Source organism: Colwellia sp. C1TZA3, from assembly GCF_007954265.1.
GTDB lineage: Bacteria > Pseudomonadota > Gammaproteobacteria > Enterobacterales > Alteromonadaceae > Cognaticolwellia.
In genome coordinates this window covers 14167-36917 of record NZ_VOLS01000006.1, presented here as the reverse complement: position 1 = coordinate 36917, position 22751 = coordinate 14167, and the positions used below count along the sequence as shown (strand labels likewise).

Here is a 22751-nt window from a genome sequence, read left to right as displayed (position 1 = left end):
CAGTAAGGCTTTAACAGTAATGTTTTAACAGTACCGTTCTTAGCACATAAATGAATTAACCCAGCTTTTTAAAGACTAATAAGCGGTTGTTGGCTGGCATAGCATGATCATTTTCTAGCGATAAATCGACATTTTCTGCTAAGGCTATTATTGCCTCAACATCGCGAATAGCACTTTGGTTATCACGCTCTTTTAACCAGATATCAAAACCCGCATTACTTTCACTGCTGTATTGGCCTTGATAATTAAATGGCCCATAAATACACAATTTACCTTGTGGATTTAAATGTTGTGATACACCACTAAAAAATGCTGCTACTAATGGCCAGCTAACAATGTGTAAGGTATTTGCTGTATAAATTGCGTCAATTTTTTCAATTGGCCAAGGATGGTTTAGATCAAGTTCGATAGGGTGAAGTAAGTTACCGACAGGGTATTCTTTTAACCATTGGCTAATGCCTTGATGATTGGCCAATATATCGCTGGTCTGCCAACTTAACCACGGCATGTTGGGCGCAAAATATACCGCATGTTGGCCAGAGCCTGAACCAACCTCTAACACGGTTTTACTTGTTTTAAAGCTATCGACTAACGCAGCTAAAATCGCTAATTTATTATTTTCACAGGCTTGGGAGAAGGGTTTGTTCATGGTTGTTTACTCAATTTTTCACTCAGTTCTTTACTCATATGATTACTTGTGTGGCTAACGGTTTTCATCGGTTAACTTATAAGGTAATAGTGCTTGGCACTGCGCTTGATAATTGCGCATTTGTTGCTGTTCTTGCAAACAAAAGGCTTTAATAGCAGGCTTGAATCCTGCATGTTTTATCCAATGATATGAAGTGGTTAGCTTAGGTTCAAAGCCTCGCGCTATTTTATGTTCGCCTTGGGTGCCCGGGTGAAATAAGCTCAGTTTATTGTCAATACAAAACTCGATGCCTTGGTAGTAACACAATTCAAAATGTAAATTGTTATAGCGCTTCGTACAACCCCAATAGCGACCATATAAATGCTTGTCGTCAAAAAAGAACCAAGCACAGGCGATGTCTTCACCGTTGCAGTTAGCGATGATCAGCAAGATATGCTCAGGTAACTTTTCTATTATTGACTTAAAAAATTCAAACGACAAATGCGGTGTATGTCCGCGTTTTAAATAAGTTAGCTGATAAGTTAAATAGAAAAATGCTAATTCCTTTTCACTAATATCTTTGCCAATAATGCGCCTAACGTCGATGTTTTGTTGGGTAATTGAAAGACGCTCTTTGCGGGTGTTTTTTCTTTTTCTGGCGCTAAAACGTGAGAGAAAATCATCAAAGTCACGATAGTTATAGTTAAGCCAATGAAACTGTACGGTGTTGCGTTGATAAACATCATTAAGTGTTTGCTGCGCTGGCGAGCAATATAATAAGTGCCAGCTATTTAAGTTTTTATGGTGGCAATGGTGCGTTAATACCTCAAACACATCAGCAAAGCCAACATTGTTGGATAACAGCTTATTACTAGTGACTGGCGTAAAAGGCGTGGTAGCAACTAGTTTAGGATAGTAGGGCACATTATTTTTCTCATAGGCTTCGGCCCATGCCCAATCAAAAACATATTCTCCCCACGAATGAGATTTAATGTACATGGGCAGAATAGCGTTAATTTCATTGTTATCGTTATCACGCAGTTGTAAATGATGAGGCTGCCAGCCTTGATCACCCGTGACCGAGCCGCTGGTTTCTAAACACTGGAGAAATTGATAATTTGAAAACACCGATGGCTCACGATTTAGCCGCTGCCAGTCTTGTTCAGCTATAGCTGAAATATTATTTACGATTTCAATTTTCAATGATTATTCTGTTACTTAAGTTACTAATATTCGTAGCTTAACAGATGGTTAATTTAATAGGTATATAAGTAATTGTTATCAGTAACTACCAAGAAATAATTACCCGTAACAACAAATTCATATCTTTAGATTTAATTCATTGGGTATAATGTCGAAAACGTAATTAAGGTAATGAAAACGATGAGCATTGAAAAAACACTGAAGTCATTTTTAAATCAAGTTAAAGAAACACAAATAATTTGGGCGTTACAAGATAAAAGCAGTGAAGATTGGGTGGTACTTGATTCCATTAACTTTGAAGAGACTGACGTTATGCCACTTTGGTCAACACAAGCATTGGCTAAAAGTCACTGTGTTGAAGAGTGGGCTAACTACATACCTGCAGCTATTACGTTGGCTGATTGGATGGAGTTTTGGATCGAAGACTTGCTAGAAGATGGGGTTATTATTGGTATTAACTGGCAAGAAGACGATGATTGTGTTGAATTAGAACTGCCTGAATTTACTCAAGCATTAGCGGCAGTTGAAACGTTATAATATTTCAAAGCAAATATTTACGATTTTAGCGTTATAGCCATATTATCGCAATAGTGAGTGCAACACCCTAAAAGAACAATATTGTTATATTTTTAAGGTGTTGTACTCATAGCTCCACTTTATAAATACTCACTTACTATTTTCGCTAGTCATTTATTTTTTACTTCACTATTCTCCTAAAACTAACTTTTTCGACGCAATAAAAAAATTATATTTTTATTTAAGGAATTGATTAATTACACGCCTTAAGTGTCATTTATTGTGCATGAGTAAAATCAGTTTAAAATAAAAATACAATTTTTTTACATTTAATATCATATTGTTACATCAATTATCTAAGAGTTTAGACGGCTATTTAAAATAGTTATTAAAGCCTTTGCGGTATGTTGAACCGCTAAACTTCATTTATATTGCAAAAAAATTATTAACTATATTTTAACTGTACCACCACTAAAAATAATGAAATAGCTTTACAAGTTATCGGGTCAAATTATGCAGTTACCTTTGATGTCGAACTAAAGTTGTAGAACCCAATTAATTATTTTGGCAATAAATGGGTAAAATAAAATAAAGTTAAACGTTACGCTTAAAAAAATAGGAATAAAGCATGGTTAAAGCAATATTGGAAAAAAGTTATGGCATATTAAATTCAACAAAAAAATTGGATTTTCTCGCGCCATTATTATTGCGTTTGTATTTGGTGCCTATTTTTTGGATGGCGGGTACCACTAAAATAGACGGTTTTGATAATATTGTGCAATGGTTTGGTAATGACGATTGGGGCTTAGGTTTACCTTTTCCTTATATTATGGCCATTTTAGCCGTAGGTGCTGAAGTTATTGGTGCCATTGCCTTGTTACTTGGCTTAGGCGTACGTTTAATGGCTGTGCCTTTGATGTTTACTATGTTCATAGCGATGACGTCTGTGCACGGACAATATGGCTGGCAAGCTATTGCAGATGCCAATGCGCCATTTGCGAATGAGCGAGTAGAGGCAAGTGTTGAGAAAAAAGAAATGATTGTTTCTATTTTACAAAAACATGGTAACTACGAGTGGCTGACTAGTAGTGGCAATATTACTATTTTAAATAACGGTATGGAGTTCGCAGCGACTTATTTTATTATGCTATTGGCGTTATTTTTTATCGGTGGGGGACGCTATGTCAGCCTTGATTACTGGTTTAAGCACAAGTTTTTACCGACAACTTAGATCACTATAAAGCAGGTTAGCGCACTAATATGGGAACATATTTAATCGATAGCCAGTGTTGATGCATTACTATACCCGTTCCACTTCAAGATGCCGTTTCAGCGTTAAGCTAGGAAATCAGATCAAGGCGCGATACGAAGATAATGGTTATTCTCGGTAACTGCTCCTGCGTTACCCTAATGTCCTACATCGACGTGCATGGAAGTACTAATGCCGTGGAGCCATGGATGGCTAAGAACGGCCATGTAGGAACCTTATCAAGTAGTGCACAGGTTTTTTGTTCCAGACAAAACCTAAGTACATACATCCATGTATGCAACGCTGGACTGGTTTTCTAGCTTAGCTCCCTATAGGCAAGCCGATAAAGGGTCATCTGTGGCGTTATGGATTTCGACAATATTCCCACATGGATGTGGGTTATTAGAGCAACGCAGGAGCAGTTGCCAAGAATAACTATTCTCTTCAATCCATGCCTGGTACCTAACCCTTTCTCGACTTGCACAAACCTGCACCTTGAAGTGGAGCGGGTATAATACCAATCCCATTAAGTTATTGCTCACTTGTACTAGTTAAAATAGCTCAATGCTGTGTTGCTCTCACTCCCAATAGCCAGCTATTGCTCAATCGAGCGCCTTACCTTGAGTTATTTTTCCTGCGCACAACAAGATCATAAACTTAATGGAACTGGTATAACAGTTGCCCGATATAGGTTCAATGTAGGTTGACTCCATTGCCTCAGGTTTTAAGAGGCAGCTGTCGGTAAAATAACTTTAGCTATTAGTTAAAAAAAACAGCTTCGTTTGCTTGCCTGTTGGGCTTTTGTGCATTAAGTTAGGAGTGCGTTTTAAGGCTAACGGATTGAAATCAAACCTACAAAATACCTGCAAAAAAATTAGCTAACATATTTATTTTAAAGCTAATTTTTTAAGTAGGAAGCTTTATATTCTAACAACAGTGTTGTGCAACAGAACATTTAATTAATAATGGAGTTCATGGTATTGTCAGCTCTTCAGATATGCCTTCTTATTTTTATTACAATTTAACTACAAAGTAAGTATTGCCACCGATCTCAAATAAGACTACGTTCATCTGTAACTAAAGTTGTTAACAACCTTCATAAACTTATTCCTATATAGAGTTAGCATATATAGTTAGATAAGTAACCGCGGTGATAAAATGTTATGGAAATAAATTAATTCACATGTTCAAGTTCCTCACTAAGCGCATCGTCGTCACTTTTATTATCACCACTTTATCTGGTTGCGCATCATTTCAATTTGCTGATATTTTTCAAGGCTATCAGAGCCAAATGAAACCCGTAAAAGCAGTGCAACGCCAAGGTGAATTTGTTAAAGCGCAAAACTTACTGGGTGAACGTGCTCAAAGCCATAATAGTTATGTCTTAAATTTACTTGAAAGAGGGCGCTTACAATTTTTAGCCAGCGATTGGCAAGCGAGTCAAAAAAGCTTTGCTCAAGCTTATATTGAGATTGAAGAACAGCGTAATAAGGCAAAAATTCAGCTCAGTAAAGGTCTTGAAAATTTAACGGCAGTGGTCAGTAACGACAACGCAACGTCTTACCAAGTACCTTATTATGAACAAGGTATGCTGCATAGTTATCAGGCGCTAAACTATTTATTTCAAGATGATTTAGCCGGTGCGTTAGTTGAAGTTCGTCGCGCGAATTTAGTGCAAGAGAATGCGCTTAAAGCTTATAAAAACGAAATTTATCAAGCACACAATAAGCTTCAAAACTCAGGTATGAGCACCAATAGCCTCCATAGTAGTTATCCGAGTATGCTCAGTGCGATTGGCAAGGTGAAAAACGGCTTTCAAAATGCTTTTACTTTTTATCTTTCTGGCATCTTGTATGAAGCCAGTGGCGAGCTAAATGACGCTTACATAGATTATAAGCGTGCGATAGAGATATACCCAGAGAACCCTTATTTGCAGCAAGATATTTTACGCTTGGCCACTAAGTTGGGTATGCAAGACGATTTAGTTAGCTTTCAACAACGTTTTGGAAAATATCAAGCACGAGAGTCAAAAGGGCAAGGGCAAGTGGTTGTGCTAGTGGAGCTTGATATTGTTAACAGTAAGCAAGATATTAGCTTAAACCTGCCGGTAGGTCGTAGTAATAGTGGCTTAAAGTTTTTCAGTTTTTCCTTACCGGTTTATGATGGGGCTTTAGCGCAGCACAGAAAAATTAGTTTTAAAAACGCGGGTCACAGTTATTGGTCGCATGAAATTGTTCGTATTCAGTCGTTAGCCGCGAAAGACTTACAAGATCAACTGCCTGAATTACTGACCCGACAAGTACTTCGTGTTGTTGCAAAAGAGCAAATGCGACAAAAATTGAGTCGAGAAGTGGGCGATGTCGGTAATATTTTAGCGAGTATTTATAATATTGCCTCAGAAAAAGCGGATACTCGAAGTTGGTCCACCTTGCCTGATCAAATTGATATTGTTCGGATGGATTTACCCGCAGGTAAGCAAGTATTAAAAGTGCAGCTAAATGGTCAACAAAAAATTATTGAAGTTGACGTGCAGCCAAATAGAATCACCTTAATCAATTTTTCCGCTATCGGTAGCTATACGGGTTATCAAGCGATTAATTTATAAATAACTGATGTATCTAGGAGGGAATATGTTAAATAGCAAGAATATAGCCAGCAGCGGTCAAAAAACCACTGGCTGTTTAGCGGTGATATTATTCAGCGCATTAGTGACTACAGGCTGTGCGAATAATAAGCCGCCTGTGACCTCGGGTATAGGCACCAGTACCATGACTCAAGGTGATGACTTTAGTAAACACCTTAAAGTACAAAACGCTGATTTAGCAAAAAAACTAGTGATTAGCGAGGTTAAATCGCGTAAAAGTAATGGCTTATTACAAGTGAATTTAACATTGAGCAGCCGTGATGAAAAATCACAAAAATTACAATATCATTTCAACTGGTTTGACGAAGCAGGTTTTGTTATTGAAGCCGGAAAAACACCCTGGATACCATTGGAATTACAGGGTAAGCAATCCACTACTTTACTCGGATTAGCGCCAAATATTAATGTTAGTACCTTTAATGTTTATGTTCGTGCAATTCCTGAAAAAGCATATAAATATTAATCATTAAGGAATAGCAATATGAATAAATTAACATTGGTAACCACACTTGGCTTAACCCTATTATTCGCCGCAGGTTGTGCTAATAAATCAGTGGTTCGCTATGGTGATGCCACCGCGGTAGAAACTACCGATATTAACTTTGGTTCAACCGATTTACAAAAGGTTGCCGCTCAAATGACTGACTCGTTATTATTGTCACCGGTCGTGGGCACATTAACGCAAAATACCCGCCCAGTTATGTTTGTTGAACGCTTAAAAAATAAAACCAGTGAGCATATTGATACCGAGTCAATCACCGATTCTATTTCTACCAAGCTTTTACGCTCAGGCAAGTTCCGTTTTGTTGATATGGGTCGAGTAGACGCGGCGCGTGAGCAATTAAACTTTCAACATGATGGCGGCATGGTTGACCCAAACACGGCTTCACAGTTTGGCCGCCAAATTGGCGCGCAATATATGCTATACGGTAACTTATCGAGTATCGTTAAAAGTAACCAAGATAAGACTGACGTTTACTATAAATTTACCTTACGTTTAATGGACCTTGAAAGTGGCTTAGTTGAATGGGCTGATGAAAGCGAAATTCGTAAAACGAAAGTGAAAGAATCAGTGGGTTGGTAAGAGCTAAAGTTAGACAGTTCAGCGATAGAGAGATAGCGGCTCAAAAATAAATAGTGTGGTAAAAAAATAGCACCGCCATAGACGCTATCTTTATCATGCTGTTTGCTAGTAAAAGGAGAGTAAAATGAAAACAATCACACTAGTGTTAATTTTCTGGTGGGCACTGATCCCCTGCGCTAATGCTGATTATGAGCGCAATAAAGCCGTGCCAGTTGAAAAAGTTTTATTTGGTCAAGTATTATCGGTACGTAATATTACCGAACAGGAGCTGATCCAAGACAAAAATCAAGGCTGGAAAACCTTTGGTGGTGCACTAGTTGGAGGTGCGATAGGCAATCAATTTGGTAGCGGCAGTGGCCGCGGTATAGCAACAATATTAGGCGCTATTATTGGTGGCTCAATCAGCCATGATAGAAACCCTAAATATCAAGAAAAAACCTTACTTTTAGTTGAGCTAATGATCAAAGTTAATAACGCTGAGGTATACATGGTGATACAAGACCTAGACCACCGCATGCTATTTCAAGTAAAAGATGCGGTTCGCATGATTTATCTCGCCAATGGCACAGTACGTATTGATAAACAAATGTAAGCTTGCTAGTTGAAAAATTAAAGCTGGAAAGTTAAAAGCAATAAATAATTTATAGTGAACTGCACTTCAAATCCAAAGATCATTTTGAGCCGTAAGCTCACTACCAGCATCACCAGTATTAACGATACCCTTAGGTTCGACAATCATAATTTTACACTCGCTGCTAGCGGAGGGTTTATGCTCGATACCTTTTGGAATGACAAACATTTCCCCGGTTTCTAGCGAAACTATACCATCACGAAATTCAATTTTAAGGCAGCCTTCAATAACAATAAATACTTCGTCAGTTTGAGGATGACTATGCCAAACAAATTCACTTGCCACTTTCACCAATTTAAACTGATAGTCATTCATTTCAGCAATAACTCGAGGCGACCAATGCTCAGTAAATTTAGTGAATTTATTTTTGAAATTAATAGGTTCAAATTTCATGCTGACTCCGTTGTTATTTGTGCAGCTAACCGTTTGTTTATTTTTATTGTTTTGATATGCATAAAATAAACATCTGAATATATTATTGTGGAGGGACGAGATTATGTAGGCTAAAGGAAAGATAAATACTAACTTTAAAGATTAACTTTAAATCGTATTGTCACTGCATAAGTATTGTCTATTTTAGCGTTAAAAAACTTTAATGACAGTAACGGCTATAAGCCAATCATTATACTTTAACCTCAACTTTACTATAAGCGACAAAAGAAGCCCCATCACTAATTGATTTTTCTTGTTTAACTGTTTTTGATAAAATTCAACGTTGATATTAAGTGCGACAAACATTATTAGCAGGTCGCACTTAAGTTTTTCAGTTAATCTTGTTGAGTTTCCTTATCATCCTGCTTTTTTTTAGCCGGATCGTACTTAGCAAACCATCCCATTATATTATCGGTTTTAGCTATTAAACGGCTAGGGCGTGAAGCAATATAATGTGGTGAACTTGGCACACGGATAAGCGCCGTATCTACATTTAGCATTTTCAGCGCAGTATAGAATTGTTCTGCTTCCCATGGTGGCGTGCGATAATCTTCTTCTCCTACCATCATTAAGGTTGGCGTTTTGACCTTATTAACATAACTAATAGGCGAAAACTTTAAGTAAGCCTCTGGGTTAGACCAAGGGTCTTCACGTATCCAGTGACGTCTTACATAGGGCGCTATGTCACCTGTTAATGCCATTGTCATCCAGTTTATTACCGGTTTTATAGAGGCAGCAGCAGCAAAGCGTTCAGTTTTGGTGACAATCCAAGCAGTTAATATTCCACCACCAGAGCCACCGGTAACAAATAAACGTTTTTCGTCAACATATTTGCGAGCAACCATTTCATCCACCACACTCATTAAATCATGATAATCATTACCTGGATAAGCTCGGTCGATTTCTAGCGCAAAGTCTTCACCATAGCCTGTTGAACCTCGTGGGTTAGCCCAAACGGTTACATAACCTTCAGCAGCGTAACGTTGCATCTCACTTGCAAAATAAGGACCGTACATTGTGTATGGACCACCATGTATCTCAAGGATCATAGGGAAACTGCCATCAGCTTTAAAATTAGGTGGGAAAGCCACCCATGCTTCAATTTCTTTGCCATCATGACTGGATTTAACTTTAACCTCTTCAACTCTTGCCATGTCGAGATAAGGTAGCAAGTCATCGTTCAACTTGGTCAATATTTGTTGTTTTTTAGCTTGGTAATCGGTCACTCCAACTTCGGCAGGTCGGTCAGAAAACCCTGCCATATAGGCGATTTTGGCTTTTGAATGATGACTAATAGAGAAGCTGCCACTTGCATAGGGTCTACCGATTGAACCCCCACCTATTCCCGTCATTATTTTTTTCACTTTACCTTTTAGATCAACACGGTATAAGCTGATAAGCCCATGATCTTCAGACGAAAAAAGAAGTGATTCACTGTTAGATTCCCATTTGATTTGGCCTATACTGCCTTTAAAGTCAGCCGCTATTTCTTGTTGATTAGTGCCGTCACCATTCATTATGTATAAATCACTCTGTTGATAGGACAACACCTTGTCATCATAACCAATATAGGCAATTATTTTTCCATTGGGTGAAACAGTAGCGCCACTATCTGGACCATCGCGACTGGTTAATGCTGTCATAGACAAACTACTTAATTCAATGGCATATATTTCGCTTTCAATGAAATCCATATCGCGATCTTCTGCGCTATTGCCAGTAACTAAAACGGTATCATTATCTAACCAAGTCGATGTATTCATATCTGCATCGCCATGGGTTAACTGACGTGGTGTTCCGCCTTCGACGGGTAGCGTAAACACCTGACTAGTCCCTTCAGGTAAATAGCCTGCACCATCAAATCGAAAGGTGAGATCGTCATATACTTTTACTGCATCATTCCACTCTGCGCCTTCGGGCTTGTCAACAGGTATTACAAAGCTAGGTTTCTTACCTTTTACAAACATATTAAAGGCAATATGTTTGCCATCAGGAGACCAAGAGGCACGAGAAGGTGCGCTGACAAATTGGGCCAATCCAATACTTCGATCTGATTTGAAATAAAACAGTCTTAATTCAGGCTTGTCTTGAGTAGCCGTAACAAAAAGCAGACTTTTTCCATCAGGAGACCAGCGAGGTGAGTGAGAAGAAGCCTCGCCATCAATAAGCGGTAAATGTATACCATCATCAATATTGATCAGCCATATTTGACTTTTATCTTTGTCGTTCATTCGGTCCATAGAATGACGCACATAAGCAATCTTTTTACCATTAGGCGAAATCTGAGGATCGGTTGCATATTCCATATCAAAGACTCGCATTGCCGTAAAACGTTTAGACGGAATATCGTTTTCAGTAGCGAAAATGTCAGTTATCACAAACAGTGAGAATAAAAAAATTAATACTATATGGCGGTATTGCATTTTGAATGTCCTAGTTATTATCATGTTAATACGTATTTTTACCTTACCTAAAATCTAGCAAAATAGATAGGATCTAGGTAACCGCTAAGCACTAGCGATGAAATAAAATAATGTTAGCCTTAAAGACAGGATAGGCAGTTTCATTAGAAATAAATTCAATGACTAATTTGTAAAAGTGACCAAAAAATTCTCGATTAAGATTAAAATCCGATCTAACTATCACCCTTTAACTTTGGGTATCAGAGCATGATAATAACTTTGTAGGCATCTACTTGTTTGTCTGTTAATTTTTATTGGTGTCAATATTATTGAGGTTGTAGGTAAAGCGTATAGTTTTAGCTTAGAAAACATCTACCTCAAAGCCGATGTGGAATAGGGCTCATTACAGCTTATTCAGGATAAGTAGCTATTTTTTTCAATATATCTTTAACACGCTTGCAATGATGTTTAGTTTTATTCAGCTGGCGTTGGTACATCATTTTGGCTGACTTTTTGTGCTTCAGTAATCTCTTTTGACCATTGGTGTTCAGCCGCTTCGGCTGTTATACCTTGCTGCTTGCCGCCACTTGGCGCAGTAAATGACAGTCTAGTGAGTAGAGGGAAATGATCTGAATCAATCGAAGGTAAGCGTTGAATATCGCGTAAGGTAAAATGCGAACTGTGAAATAAATGATCTAATGGCCAACGAGCAAAGGGGTAATCTACATAAAAGGTGTTAAGCGCGCCACGACCGACTCGTGGATCTAATAAGCCACTAATTTTACGAAGCAATCGAGTGGTAGTAGACCAAGCAACGTCATTAAGATCTCCGGTTACTATTACCGGTTGATCACTTTGTGCAACGCTTCGAGCCACTATCACTAATTCAGCATCTCGTTGAGCTGATTCAGGGTTTTCTGTTGGACTTGGCGGTGCTGGATGAAGAAAATGTACACGAACTTTATCACCAGTACGTAGGGTTAATGACACATGTATAGACGGAACATCTTGCTCAACCAAATAGCATATTTCTTGCTCGCCTAATGGCAGTTTAGAATAAACGTGCATACCATAAAGGTTGTTGAGCGGGCATTTAACGCTGTAAGGCAACTCTGTTTCTATCACTTTTAGTTGCTCTTCCCACCATTGATCTGATTCTAGCGTTACTAGCACATCAGGCCTATGCTGTTTTACTAGGTCGATTAATGCATTGGCGTTACGATTTGGTGTGAATACATTCGATGTAAGAATACTCAGCTATTTATCAGCTGAATATTCGTTGGATGTTTTGACCTCTTTGCGCCATAACAAGGTAAAAGGTAATATCCACCATAATATCCACCATAATTGCCAGATAAAACATACAGCTGTAGCAAAAATTAATATCTGAGACATGCCCATTTGACCATCTAACCAAAACAGATGGGCAGTTAATAAAACAGCAGCAAATATCATAAATTGCAAACAAGGAAAGTCTATGCCTCTGATAAACCAATGCGGATGTCGCCATAATGGCAGCAGGGTAAACAGTAGAATAATACCAATTTGATTAATTAAGTGATCTACTTTTTCATGAGGAAAAATGGATAAATACAAGGCATAAAATTTAGTCAGTAGTTATTCACCTTATAAATTTTATAACGCTGTAGTTATTCATTTTAACCATTAAAAATGAGCAGGTAATTAATTAACTTGGTATAAGTAGTGTGCAAAGAGTCAGTATTGGTAACATATTAGGTTTAATCTTAAATAGTTAGTTTTTACATTATATCAATTAGGTTAAATTATTGCTTATTTAGTCAGCATGAGAAATTGTTATTACATAGGTTTTTCCGTGGCAGACTAAAGCTAAGTACCTGTAGAAATTAGCTGTAAGATTGTTTTCAGATCATGGCTATTACCTTTAATCAATAAAGCTTTTAATTAATGCTTTACCTAAAAATAGTGTTAATTCCAGCTAAATTCTACATTTTGAGTTAGCAGTTACAATTTTGTTGAATAACTGAAAGTTAACCATGACCTGGTTTAATGGATACGACTACCTCAGTTAAGACATAATAGCCTTAACTGGAGAACTGAATTTACTTGACCAGGTCACCACTTCTTTTGAGTAATACCAGTTCCATTAAGTTTGTGATCTTGTTGTGCGCAGGAAAAATAATTCAAGGTAAGGCGCTCGATTGAGCAATAGCTGGCTATTGGGAGTGAGAGCAACACAGCCTTGAGCTATTTTAACTAGTACAAGTGAGCAATAACTTAATGGGATTGGTATATTTAGCCAAACACGACGGCCTATTGGTGGTAGTCAAGCTAATATTTGATAGTTTTTTACGAAAAAAGTGTAATTAATAAAAACTTAAATACGTTTTAAGCCGTATAATAATCATATTCCTATTAAATAATAAGTTTTTATGTTTTCAATATTCAAGTCAAACCCATTAAAAAAATTAAATAAACGCTATGAAGAAAAACTTGAAGAAGCCATGCATCTACAACGAAAAGGTGACATCAAAGGCTATTCAATGATTACTGAGGAAGCTGAAAAAATAGCTGTTGAAATAAAAGCATTAGAAAGTGCCACAAAAGCCTAATCTAGCGGTGACATACTTACCGCTGAAAATGACAGGCATTTTTTCGATATGTGTTACAAAAGTCATAGCCATGGTATTAATTTGGTGAGTTCGTTGGTGCAGAAGAAGCAAACCGAAATTGATATTTATATTTATTGTTTCAACTTACATATAACTTCTGGGCTAACTACAACATATAGATATTTATTAACATCATTATGTTTTTAAAACCTTCTAGTTAACACTTTTTTGCAGTGAAGCTTTACGCAGATCTGACAATTTTTGGCTGCCGGTTAAAAACATAGTCCAGCGTAACTGTTCTTTAAAGATAGAAATTTTTTCAATAACGGCTTCGGTGGATATTAAAGCAGGTGCTAAAAAAGGTTGGGCTAAAGCGGTCATCTTCGCTCCTAATCGAATACAGAGCGCGATATCTAGACCGTTACGAACTCCACCTGAGCCAATAAAATTTAAGTTTGGGCATGCGGCATGTACTACAGGCAATATTTCAACAGTGTTCATACCCCAGTCAAGAAAAGGACCCGCTATTTCTTGTTCCCGTTCAGAGCCGTTTCGATCTAATTCAATGCTTGCCCAGTTAGTTCCGCCACGTCCAGCAATTTCAATCCATTTAATGCCAGCATCCATTAATTTTTTAACACTATTAGGACCTATACCTGCTCCGACTTCTTTAACGATAACAGGTACGTCAAGTTTTTCAGCACAGCGTTGGATCGCTTCTAATACATTATTCCAGTCTCTGTCGCCATCTGGCTGTATTAATTCCTGAAGGGGATTAAGATGGATAACCAGCGCATTAGCTGCTACCGATTCCACCGCACGCTCAGCTAAACCAAAACCATGTTGTTGAAGCTGAGTGGCACCTAAATTACCCAGTACAATAGCTGAAGGCGCCCATCGTCTGACATTTTGTGGTAAACCACTTTCTAAAGCTGCCCTCTGAGAGCCTAGTGACATGGGTATGTTACAAGATTGGGCAGCTTCTGCGAGGTGTTGGTTAATAATCTCACCATTATCGCAACCACCTGTCATTGCACCGATCATAAATGGTGCTGCTACGTGCCTTTCTAAAAAATAGCTGTTGAACTCGACATCTTGAAGTGACATTTGGGGCATTGGATTAGGCTCAAATCGTATACGATCAAACCCCGCCCCTTGACTAGACTGATGTGTAGACTGCAATGCAAGCGTAATATGATCTGCTTTGCGGGTACGAATATCTGTCATGGTAGCTTTCCTCTAATGTAATATTTTCTATCAGCGTAATCGACTAGTAGCATGTGGGGTAAGGTGAGTGCTGCCAGGCCTATAAAGGTAACCTTTATTAAGGTAATGGAGGAAGGTTGTTGATAAAAATAAAAAATAAATCCGGCTGCTAGCCAAGACATCAGGGTATATATTACCGCCTCAATTGCACTGCGGCGCCGCTCAGTTACCTCTAAACTATGCCACAGACGCAGCATATGGCCTTTGCTGTGCCAGAGGCAAAAGTATAAAGAGAAGCTGATTAATGGTGGTAGTATAAAAACTAACCCTAATAGTATTAGTAGGTTAATAAAATATTTGCGATATTTAACCTGCCAATAAGCGAAGCAACAGTAACCTATTAGGCAAAATAACCACGGAAAGAATAGGCTAGTGATGCAGTTCATCAATAGGCTAGCATTATCTGTACCAACTAGAATGGTAAAAATAGGCTCAACCAATGTTGGTTGAAGGCTGGGAATAGCAATACAAACTAAACCACCATGAGCTGCCCAAGGCAGTATATCGTTGCCTATATCAACAATATCACTAGCACCAAAGTGTATTGCTGATATTAATAAAAATACGCTTAGACTAGTCAGCGGGAATAACCACCAAAGCAGGGTAACTAAAGCAGCCAATACAATGTAAGCAAAGTGAAAAATAAACCATGAATGAATGCTCGATGACCAGCCAATACGACGCGCAACAGCACCATCTAGCCCGCCATGAGGTACGCCAAATAATAAAACAGCGCAAATAGCGATTATATCCCAGTTTGTCATTGGCGAAACATCTGTTGTACAAATGGCACTTTCGGCATTGCTAATATGACTTTAGCCCAATCAATTAATGTAGCAGAACCGAGCATAAAACGCGCAAAACCATCCGCATCTAAAGCTTCTGCTGTGCGCATCATAATAGTAACGCCGAGCTCAGGCTGTGCCATTAAGACACCATTAAATATTTTATCCATATGATTCAAAAAAGGGGAAATAGGCATTGGAACTGAAAAATCACCACTATTGATACCCTCAGCAAGTTTAGTGATCTGTGCCTGAATATTGGCAAAAGCATAACCGGATGAAAGCCTGACAGCGCCACTTGCGGCACCAATAGCGCCAGAATTTATAGTTAATGGGTTTAATGATTGCATAGGAATAACGCCTATTTCCTCACCTAACGTTTCCTCAATTTCAATCTTTTGATCTTTAAGCCATTGGTAAATGGCTTGGCGATACCACTCTTTTTCTTCCAATTTGCTAGATATCATCGTTGACTCAACTAACAAGCGTCGGTCTGAAAAAGGCAGTACATAGATAAAGTGCAACCCACGAGATTGGTCGACACGAAAATCCATTAAGGTTGCAATATGAGGATCACTGATTGGGGTTTTGGTGCGAATTTCACAGCCTAAAAAATGCTGCTTTAAGCTGTCTTTAGAAACCTTTGGTGGTCGACTGTCATAAACTTTATCAGCTTTGTATTGCTGACCGCGAGCGCTAAATGAGCCACCGATTCCCTCAGCACAAATATCTTCTGCCGCGGCACGAATTAAATTAACGCCTTCAGCTAAATCGCTCTCACACTGCTTTATATACTTAGCGGAACTCAGGCTAATATAATGGAACTGATCACTACTGTGTAGCACTTCAGTGTGGTGATCGACAACGCGCCATTGTTGCCAACTGCCTTTAATCGCGGCTTTAAATTGTGTTTTTTGGGCGCAACTAGCCCACAAGGCCCAGTTACAATCTCGCTCGATGGGTGTTTTAGGCTCGACAACAACTGCAGAGACATTATTCAACTTAGCAGCAAGAGTTATGCCTGCACTGCCGCCGCCAATAATGGCGATATCAAGTTTGGTTATTTTATTCAAATTATTATGAAGACGCGACACCTGACAACCCCTTTAAATGTCGATGTAATTGCTTGTTATGAGCCGGTACTTTTATTGGTCTTAAATCTACAATACTACGTAGACTTAATAGCGCTTTCTTTGGTGCTGCCACATAAACTCTGCCATGCCACCAACACAAATTGCGATGCCTTAGTAATACGCCAATTTGTCGATAAACGCGTAAAGCGACAATAATAGAAAAACGTGAGCGAAAAGGCAGTAGTTGGATGCCAAGTAGGGCGCTTTTATAGTAATCTTCGGCAAGGTCGAGCATACGCTTAATAGCTAAAGCGACAGGCTCATGACAAGTAGTATTCATATGAGTAATCTCAGAAGCCGTTAAGTTTACCCAACTTGCTGGTAGGTAACGGCGTCCCATGTGAGCGTCTTCTAAAACGTCTCGGGCAATATTAGTTAACTGCATAGCAATACCAAGGTCTATAGCAAAACTCTCTGCACGCTGTTCTTTACAGTTTAGCACTCGGCACATCATAATCCCTACGGTTCCAGCGACGGCATAACAGTAACGTAGTAATTCTGTCTCATTCTCAAAAGCGGCTGGCGTTTGGTCATTTAACATACCGTCGAGTAATTCTCTCGCCGCTGCAAGTGGAATATTGTGCTGCGTGGCAAGTGCTAAAAAATCTTCTACTTCAGAATCCACTGGTGGCTTATGGCCATTCAGGCAAGCGCGAATATCCTCCAGTAATGCTTGACGGTTTGGATGATTTCCGTCGGCTAAGTCGTCAACAAAACGACAGAACTTATAAAGTTGCGCAGCACTGGTCGCCAGCTTGGAACCAAGAAATAGGCTAGCCCAATAAAATGACTTTCCATGACGAGCCAGTAATTCTTTTGGTGATATATTATCTGACTGCAAATTATCCATCATTTATCCGCCCGATCCTACTTCAACACCTGTTAATAACTCTTCAACGACTTTAGCCGAACTTACAACACCTGGAAGACCCGCACCCGGGTGAGTACCTGCACCGACAAAGTAAAGATTAGAAATAGCGCTATCACGGTTATGAAAGCGGAACCAAGCTGATTGGGTAAGTCTTGGTTCAATAGAAAAACCAGCCCCATGCATAGAACGATAATCCTTAGCAAAATCCTCTGGGGTCATCCAAAACACCTCCTCTATTACCGATGATAGCTCTGGTAATATAGTCTGCTCTAGTGCAGTAACAATACGATCACGTAATACTTCTGCTTGAGTACTCCAATCAACATTACCTTGTAGATTAGGTACAGGGCACAACACATAAAAAGATTCACAGCCTTCTGGCGCAAAACTTTTATCTGTGGCTGTGGGGCGATGGACATATAAACTGAAATCCTCACTCATTTTTTTATCATCAAAAATTTCGGAGAGTAACTCTTTAAAACGAGGCCCCATCCAAATACTGTGATGAGCCACATCTGGATATAATTTTTTAGTACCGAAATACAATACGTAAAGTCCCATACTGTATTGTTTTTTAATTTTGGGTAGGCTAAATTTACTTTTAGGTAATAAATGTCGGTAGCAAGTCTCAGGATCTCCAGCAAAAACCACTAGGTCACAATTAATGGTTTGTTTATTACTTAGTCGAACTCCAGTAGCCACCTTATTAGTAACAAGGATTTCATCTACATCAGCGTTAAGTACAATATTGATCCCCTGGCGTGCCATAAGGGCACCTAATTCATCAACCAATTTCCCGGTGCCACCCATACAAAAAAATACTCCCCAGCGGCGCTCTAGATAATGAATCAAGGTATAAATAGCGGTAGTTTTAAATGGATTTCCACCGACTAATAAAGGATGTATTGAAAATGCTTGGCGGATCAAAGGATGCTTTAAATGACTATTGACCATTTGTGAAACGGTTTTATAACATTTTAATATCAGCAGAGCTGGGATCTGTTTAACCATATCCCAAACTCGGGTAAAAGGTCGATGAACCAGTTTTTTGAAAGCTACGTCATAAACTTTTTTAGACTTATCTAAAAGTTTTAAATAGCCATCTGCATCTTTGGCACTAAAGCGTCTTATCTCAGTTAAGGTGTCCTCAATACTAGCGCAATAGTCAAACTGGCTCCCATCAGCAAAATGGAAACGATAGAAGGGATCCAAAGGTACGAACTCTAAGTGGTCGTCAATTTTCTCATCAAAGAGTTGAAATAACTCATCAAATAAAAAGGGCGCTGTTATAACTGTTGGACCTGCATCATGGCGATACCCACCACGCTCGAATACCTGAGCCCTGCCACCTAGACTGTTGAGGCGCTCAAACAATGTTACTTGATACCCTAGCGCTCTTAGCCTTAAAGCTGTGGCTATGCCAGCAAACCCTGCACCAATGACTACTGCTGTCTTATTCGTTATTTCTATTTTTGAATTCAACCAGACCACCCTTGATATTTAAGCACTGTTTTTAATTTAACCGAGTTAACCAATCCATAAGCAACTGGCTGAAGTTGGATGGGTAAACGATTAACAAGCTGCTCTGCTTTTGCTAGCCAGTAATCAACAGATTTGTTAGCACTGAGTATCACGTCACTCGATGCGATACGGCGTTGCCAATGAGTTAACAACGAATTATCACTAGACATATACCAAATGTTAAAATCATCTCGCCCTAAACCTTCTCGAACGAATAAGCTGATAACTAAATTAGGCTTTCGTCCGTCAAGATCACTTGATCGGTGGCTCGATGGCACAATATCATCGATGTCATTGCGACCTTGATAAGCAAGACCACAAAAACCTACTAGTGTTTCTAGCGACCTTAAACTGTCTAGGTTATCACTTAGGCCTGCAGCTAAAGCCGCGCCTTTAATTGGAGCAATTAGCAGTGGTGCTGTTTTGCTTTTAGCAATGCGTTGCCATTCTGCTAACTCAGCACATTGGCGCTGAGTGATGTCAGATATTTGACCACTACATGTCTCCTGCATAGACCGCGCAAGCAATCCAACCAATGGGCCGCCATAACCACTATTTCTTGAGGCTAATTCAAAAGCTTTAGCAACCATCCAATCACCTAAGCACAAAGCCATGTCAGAGCCAAAATGCTTATGGATACTCTCCTGCCCACGCCGGTGTGTACTAGAGTCACTAATATCGTCGTGTATTAATGATGCGTTATGTAACAGTTCGCACGCTGCTGCCCAATGTAAATTGTCGTATACGTTTAAACCTAAAGCTGAACCACTTGATAGTGCCAGCTGGGCCCGAAATGATTTGCCTGGATTTTTAAAATGGTATACGGCGGCCTCAGTTAGGCTACTATTTGAATTTGGCATCTCAGCCTTATAAAAGGCGTCCAAAGTTTTTAATGTTAGAACATTATTTGTGTTTATTGGGAACATTATTAGTACCCTTAAAATACGTAACCTATGAAGGATTACTTTATTATTTTAAATTTTTAAAAAGGAGGAGTCAGAAAATCTGACTCTCCCTGTATTTTAGTCTTTCTAACTTACTTTCGTGGATGCTTCTTGTTTTGAGTCTGTGTCAGCAACTGCCGCTGCCCAGATAACAACACCAAAGGCTATTTTGTTCCAGAAGTCAGCAACATTATAAATAATATTCATAGTGCCGGCGTCTGCGCCATTAGTGAAATAACCCACAAAATAACCCAGTGGATAAATAGCCCAACCGACAGTGACCAGAAGCGTCATTGTTTTATAAGCTTTTTGTACATGAGGATTGGCTAATCCAGCATTAATTCGGCTTGCTTCGCCTTTAAATATTTCCCATATTATGAAGCCCCAAGCTGCCATTGATGGCCAAAATGCTAATTGTGCATCCATCATGCCTGTTTCGCCAGCATAGCCAAAGCCAAGCATAGCGATAGAACCAAGTAATAAACGCCAGAAAACACCAGCGGGTACTTTAGCTACTGCAGATAGAATTAAATAAAATTCTACCATCAGTAGTGGCACGGTCAACAACCAGTCAATGTATCGAAATGCTGTTGGTGACTCACCGGTAGCGACCCAAACATCACGCATGTAAAAATAGTGGACTGCCGCAATTAGCGTAACAAGCCCTGACACTGTCAGGGATGTTTTCCATTTACCTGCAACGCGGTCACGCTCAACAAAGAAAAATGCTGTGGCAGCAACAAGTGCCATAGATATTAGCCAAAAGGACATACCGACTGCATCGCCGGAAGTTAAGTTGTTTGTCATTTAAAACCCCTACATATAAAGTGTTATCATTATCTGTAGTGCAAGATGCCTAATAGAAAATTGACATAAGACACTTCTATTTCAGTTATATCAGCTTTTATCTTTCTTATAAAAACTGAATATCCCACCTGTAATTTCATTACTCTAAAATCGAATAAATCATTTTATTTCAGAGTTCTAAACTTATAGGTTAACTTATAGGTTAACTTACATACGAAAAAAGTCTAAAAAAAACTCAGTTAATTGAGTGGTTATTTTTAATTTGGTATATCAATGCAATGTTGTAATAGCAATTTTATGAATTAGGTGGTCTACTTTATATGCAGGGAAAGCGACCAAATATAAGACATTTATTTAATAACTAGTTGTTATAATTATTAAATAAATAACGCAATAGTTGGTTTTTTTAACCAGCAGGAATAAGCAGATAATTAGTAAGATTGGTATAACATCGAAAAATTGAGATAATGACTTATACCAGTTCCATTAAGTTTGTGATCTTGTTGTGCGCAGGAAAAATAACTCAAGGTAAGGCGCTCGATTGAGCAATAGCTGGCTATTGGGATTGAGAGCAACACAGCCTTGAGCTATTTTAACTAGTACAAGTGAGCAATAACTTAATGGGATTGGTATAATACCAAGTTGATTAATCAAATTGGTATTACTTGATACATGGTAAAAAAAGAAAAACTAGTGATTTTATAAGCTGTGAAGAAAATATAGTGGCTGGTTAATGTTTAATACCTCTTATCTTAAAAAGCTTATTTGATAATACTGTGGATGCAGATAGTCAATGCTACCTCGGTAAATACTGCTAGTTGGCCTAGCCATAGCGATTTTACTATGAATACAGTGGAATTTAATTACTTCATCTGAGTAAATTGAATTTAACATAAATTGATGTGAGTTAAGAAATAGCTCAGCAATAAGCTGAACTATTCTATAAATGTCTAATTTTTGATGAAATTAAAGTAGAACTCTTATTTTTCTACAAAAGCTCTTTCAACAACGTAGTCGCCTTGCACACCTTTTTTGCGACTCTCATTGAAGCCTTTTTCATCGAGCATAGCACAGGTGTCTTTTAGCATCGAAGGGCTACCACATAACATCACGCGGTCAAATTCAGGATCAAGTTCAGGTATGTCAATATCAAGACAGAGCTTGCCTGTTTTGATTAAATCAGTAATGCGCCCTTGATTTTTATAGGCCTCACGCGTAACACTCGGATAGTAGATTAACTGTTCACTAATCATGTCACCAAGATATTCATGTTGAGGAAGATCTGTTGATATTATTTCGTGATAAGCTAATTCATTGACATATCTCACACCATGAAACAATATTACTTTGTCAAAGCGCTGATAAGTTTCTGGGTCTTTGATAATACTTAAAAACGGAGCCAAACCTGTTCCAGTGCCGATTAAGAGGAGGTTTCGACCATCTCGTAAATCATCTATAACCAATGTTCCGGTTGGTTTACTGCCGATAATGACTTCATCACCAATAGCTAAATGTTGTAATTTGGAAGTAAAAGCACCCCCTTCAACTTTAATACTGAAAAACTCTAAATAATCTTCATGGTTTGCACTAGCAAGACTATAGGCCCGCAGGATGGGTCTAGTACCTTCTTGCGCTAAGCCAATAATGATATATTCTCCGTTTCTAAAGCGAAGGCCTTGGCTACGGGTAGTTTTAAAAGAAAAAAGACTATCATTCCAATGGACTACATCGATGACTTTTTCGGGATTAAATTTTTTTTGCATGGTTTATCCTGTAAGGAATTTTGACTAAATAAAAAATAAGCTATATTGATTACTTTTATTAATCAGGCATAAAACAGAGGATTTACAACAGTATTATCTGTACTCAGTCACCTAAAAACTTACAATTGAGCATGATTTTCTGAGATAACCATGCTGGTTGTTGCCAAAATAGCAGGCGAAATTAGTATTATATAGGAGCATAAAACCTGTACGTTTTATAAGAAAAAATTATTAATAGGGAAATACGCCGAGGGTAATAAATCGCCGAGCGTACTAAAGAA

21 protein-coding genes are annotated in these 22751 nt (G+C 38.5%); 7 read left to right on the top strand and 14 right to left on the bottom strand.

Translation table 11 applies throughout. The annotated features are described in order from the left end of the window. Window positions 1-55: 55 nt before the first annotated feature. Together ESZ39_RS03055 and ESZ39_RS03050 are read right to left on the bottom strand one after the other, a co-directional pair. Window positions 56-649 carry a DUF938 domain-containing protein gene (locus ESZ39_RS03055; RefSeq protein WP_146878326.1) on the bottom strand — a complete coding sequence of 198 codons (594 nt, stop codon included), beginning with the start codon at window positions 647-649 and terminating at the stop codon, window positions 56-58. Window positions 650-703: 54 nt separating this feature from the next. Next, on the bottom strand, window positions 704-1831 hold the full coding sequence (locus ESZ39_RS03050; RefSeq protein WP_146878325.1) for a GNAT family N-acetyltransferase: 1128 nt from the start codon (window positions 1829-1831) through the stop codon (window positions 704-706). Between the two features lie 180 nt (window positions 1832-2011). On the opposite strand from ESZ39_RS03050, the gene ESZ39_RS03045 reads away from it, so the two are divergent. From ESZ39_RS03045 to ESZ39_RS03020, 6 genes are all read left to right on the top strand, one after another. Next, window positions 2012-2368 carry a DUF2750 domain-containing protein gene (locus ESZ39_RS03045; protein WP_146878324.1) on the top strand — a complete coding sequence of 119 codons (357 nt, stop codon included), beginning with the start codon at window positions 2012-2014 and terminating at the stop codon, window positions 2366-2368. Window positions 2369-2975: 607 nt separating this feature from the next. Then, the gene (locus tag ESZ39_RS03040) at window positions 2976-3578 is read left to right on the top strand and encodes a DoxX family protein (protein WP_146878323.1); all 603 of its coding nucleotides are present in this window, start codon (window positions 2976-2978) and stop codon (window positions 3576-3578) included. A 1201-nt stretch (window positions 3579-4779) separates the two neighbouring features. Then, window positions 4780-6201 (top strand): COG3014 family protein, encoded by a 1422-nt coding sequence (locus ESZ39_RS03035; RefSeq protein WP_146878322.1) that lies wholly within the window; start codon window positions 4780-4782, stop codon window positions 6199-6201. Window positions 6202-6226: 25 nt separating this feature from the next. Next, window positions 6227-6703 (top strand): YcfL family protein, encoded by a 477-nt coding sequence (locus ESZ39_RS03030; RefSeq protein ID WP_146878321.1) that lies wholly within the window; start codon window positions 6227-6229, stop codon window positions 6701-6703. 18 nt (window positions 6704-6721) lie between these two features. Beyond that, a complete protein-coding gene (lpoB, locus tag ESZ39_RS03025; RefSeq protein ID WP_146878320.1) occupies window positions 6722-7324 on the top strand; it encodes a penicillin-binding protein activator LpoB in 603 nt (200 codons plus the stop codon). Window positions 7325-7448: 124 nt separating this feature from the next. Beyond that, a complete protein-coding gene (locus ESZ39_RS03020; protein WP_146878319.1) occupies window positions 7449-7916 on the top strand; it encodes a glycine zipper 2TM domain-containing protein in 468 nt (155 codons plus the stop codon). Between the two features lie 66 nt (window positions 7917-7982). Here ESZ39_RS03020 and ESZ39_RS03015 read toward each other — a convergent pair whose 3' ends face one another. The 4 genes from ESZ39_RS03015 to ESZ39_RS17930 all read right to left on the bottom strand — a co-directional run bounded on the left by ESZ39_RS03015 (window position 7983) and on the right by ESZ39_RS17930 (window position 12385). After that, complete coding sequence (locus ESZ39_RS03015; RefSeq protein ID WP_146878318.1) at window positions 7983-8348, bottom strand: cupin domain-containing protein; 366 nt, start codon at window positions 8346-8348, stop codon at window positions 7983-7985. A gap of 374 nt (window positions 8349-8722) precedes the next feature. Next, window positions 8723-10810, bottom strand: coding sequence for an alpha/beta hydrolase family protein (locus tag ESZ39_RS03010; protein ID WP_223270213.1), 2088 nt, complete (start codon window positions 10808-10810; stop codon window positions 8723-8725). Window positions 10811-11263: 453 nt separating this feature from the next. After that, window positions 11264-12040, bottom strand: coding sequence for an endonuclease/exonuclease/phosphatase family protein (locus ESZ39_RS03005; protein WP_262984477.1), 777 nt, complete (start codon window positions 12038-12040; stop codon window positions 11264-11266). A gap of 6 nt (window positions 12041-12046) precedes the next feature. After that, window positions 12047-12385, bottom strand: coding sequence for a hypothetical protein (locus ESZ39_RS17930; protein WP_223270212.1), 339 nt, complete (start codon window positions 12383-12385; stop codon window positions 12047-12049). 815 nt (window positions 12386-13200) lie between these two features. Here ESZ39_RS17930 and ESZ39_RS03000 point away from each other — a divergent pair. Next, entirely contained in the window at window positions 13201-13380 is a 180-nt protein-coding gene (locus ESZ39_RS03000; RefSeq protein WP_146878317.1) for a DUF6435 family protein, read from the top strand. Window positions 13381-13593: 213 nt separating this feature from the next. Here ESZ39_RS03000 and fni read toward each other — a convergent pair whose 3' ends face one another. The 8 genes from fni to ESZ39_RS02960 form a co-directional block, all read right to left on the bottom strand. After that, the gene (gene fni, locus ESZ39_RS02995) at window positions 13594-14607 is read right to left on the bottom strand and encodes a type 2 isopentenyl-diphosphate Delta-isomerase (protein WP_146878316.1); all 1014 of its coding nucleotides are present in this window, start codon (window positions 14605-14607) and stop codon (window positions 13594-13596) included. After that, on the bottom strand, window positions 14604-15410 hold the full coding sequence (locus ESZ39_RS02990) for a Brp/Blh family beta-carotene 15,15'-dioxygenase (RefSeq protein WP_146878315.1): 807 nt from the start codon (window positions 15408-15410) through the stop codon (window positions 14604-14606). The genes fni and ESZ39_RS02990 overlap by 4 nt, the downstream gene beginning before the upstream one ends. Further along, window positions 15407-16525 carry a lycopene cyclase family protein gene (locus tag ESZ39_RS02985; protein ID WP_146878314.1) on the bottom strand — a complete coding sequence of 373 codons (1119 nt, stop codon included), beginning with the start codon at window positions 16523-16525 and terminating at the stop codon, window positions 15407-15409. Before ESZ39_RS02985 ends, ESZ39_RS02990 begins: the two co-directional genes overlap by 4 nt. After that, window positions 16509-17417, bottom strand: a complete 909-nt coding sequence (locus ESZ39_RS02980) for a phytoene/squalene synthase family protein (protein ID WP_223270211.1) — start codon at window positions 17415-17417, stop codon at window positions 16509-16511. Before ESZ39_RS02980 ends, ESZ39_RS02985 begins: the two co-directional genes overlap by 17 nt. Continuing rightward, the gene (gene crtI, locus ESZ39_RS02975; protein WP_146878313.1) at window positions 17418-18917 is read right to left on the bottom strand and encodes a phytoene desaturase family protein; all 1500 of its coding nucleotides are present in this window, start codon (window positions 18915-18917) and stop codon (window positions 17418-17420) included. Beyond that, a complete protein-coding gene (locus ESZ39_RS02970) occupies window positions 18914-19816 on the bottom strand; it encodes a polyprenyl synthetase family protein (protein WP_223270210.1) in 903 nt (300 codons plus the stop codon). The genes crtI and ESZ39_RS02970 overlap by 4 nt, the downstream gene beginning before the upstream one ends. A 171-nt stretch (window positions 19817-19987) precedes the next feature. Beyond that, a complete protein-coding gene (locus ESZ39_RS02965) occupies window positions 19988-20707 on the bottom strand; it encodes a bacteriorhodopsin-like (protein WP_146878311.1) in 720 nt (239 codons plus the stop codon). Window positions 20708-21687: 980 nt separating this feature from the next. After that, window positions 21688-22470: a ferredoxin--NADP reductase gene (locus tag ESZ39_RS02960; protein ID WP_146878310.1), complete on the bottom strand. Its 783-nt coding sequence runs from the start codon at window positions 22468-22470 to the stop codon at window positions 21688-21690. Between the last annotated feature and the right edge of the window lie 281 nt (window positions 22471-22751).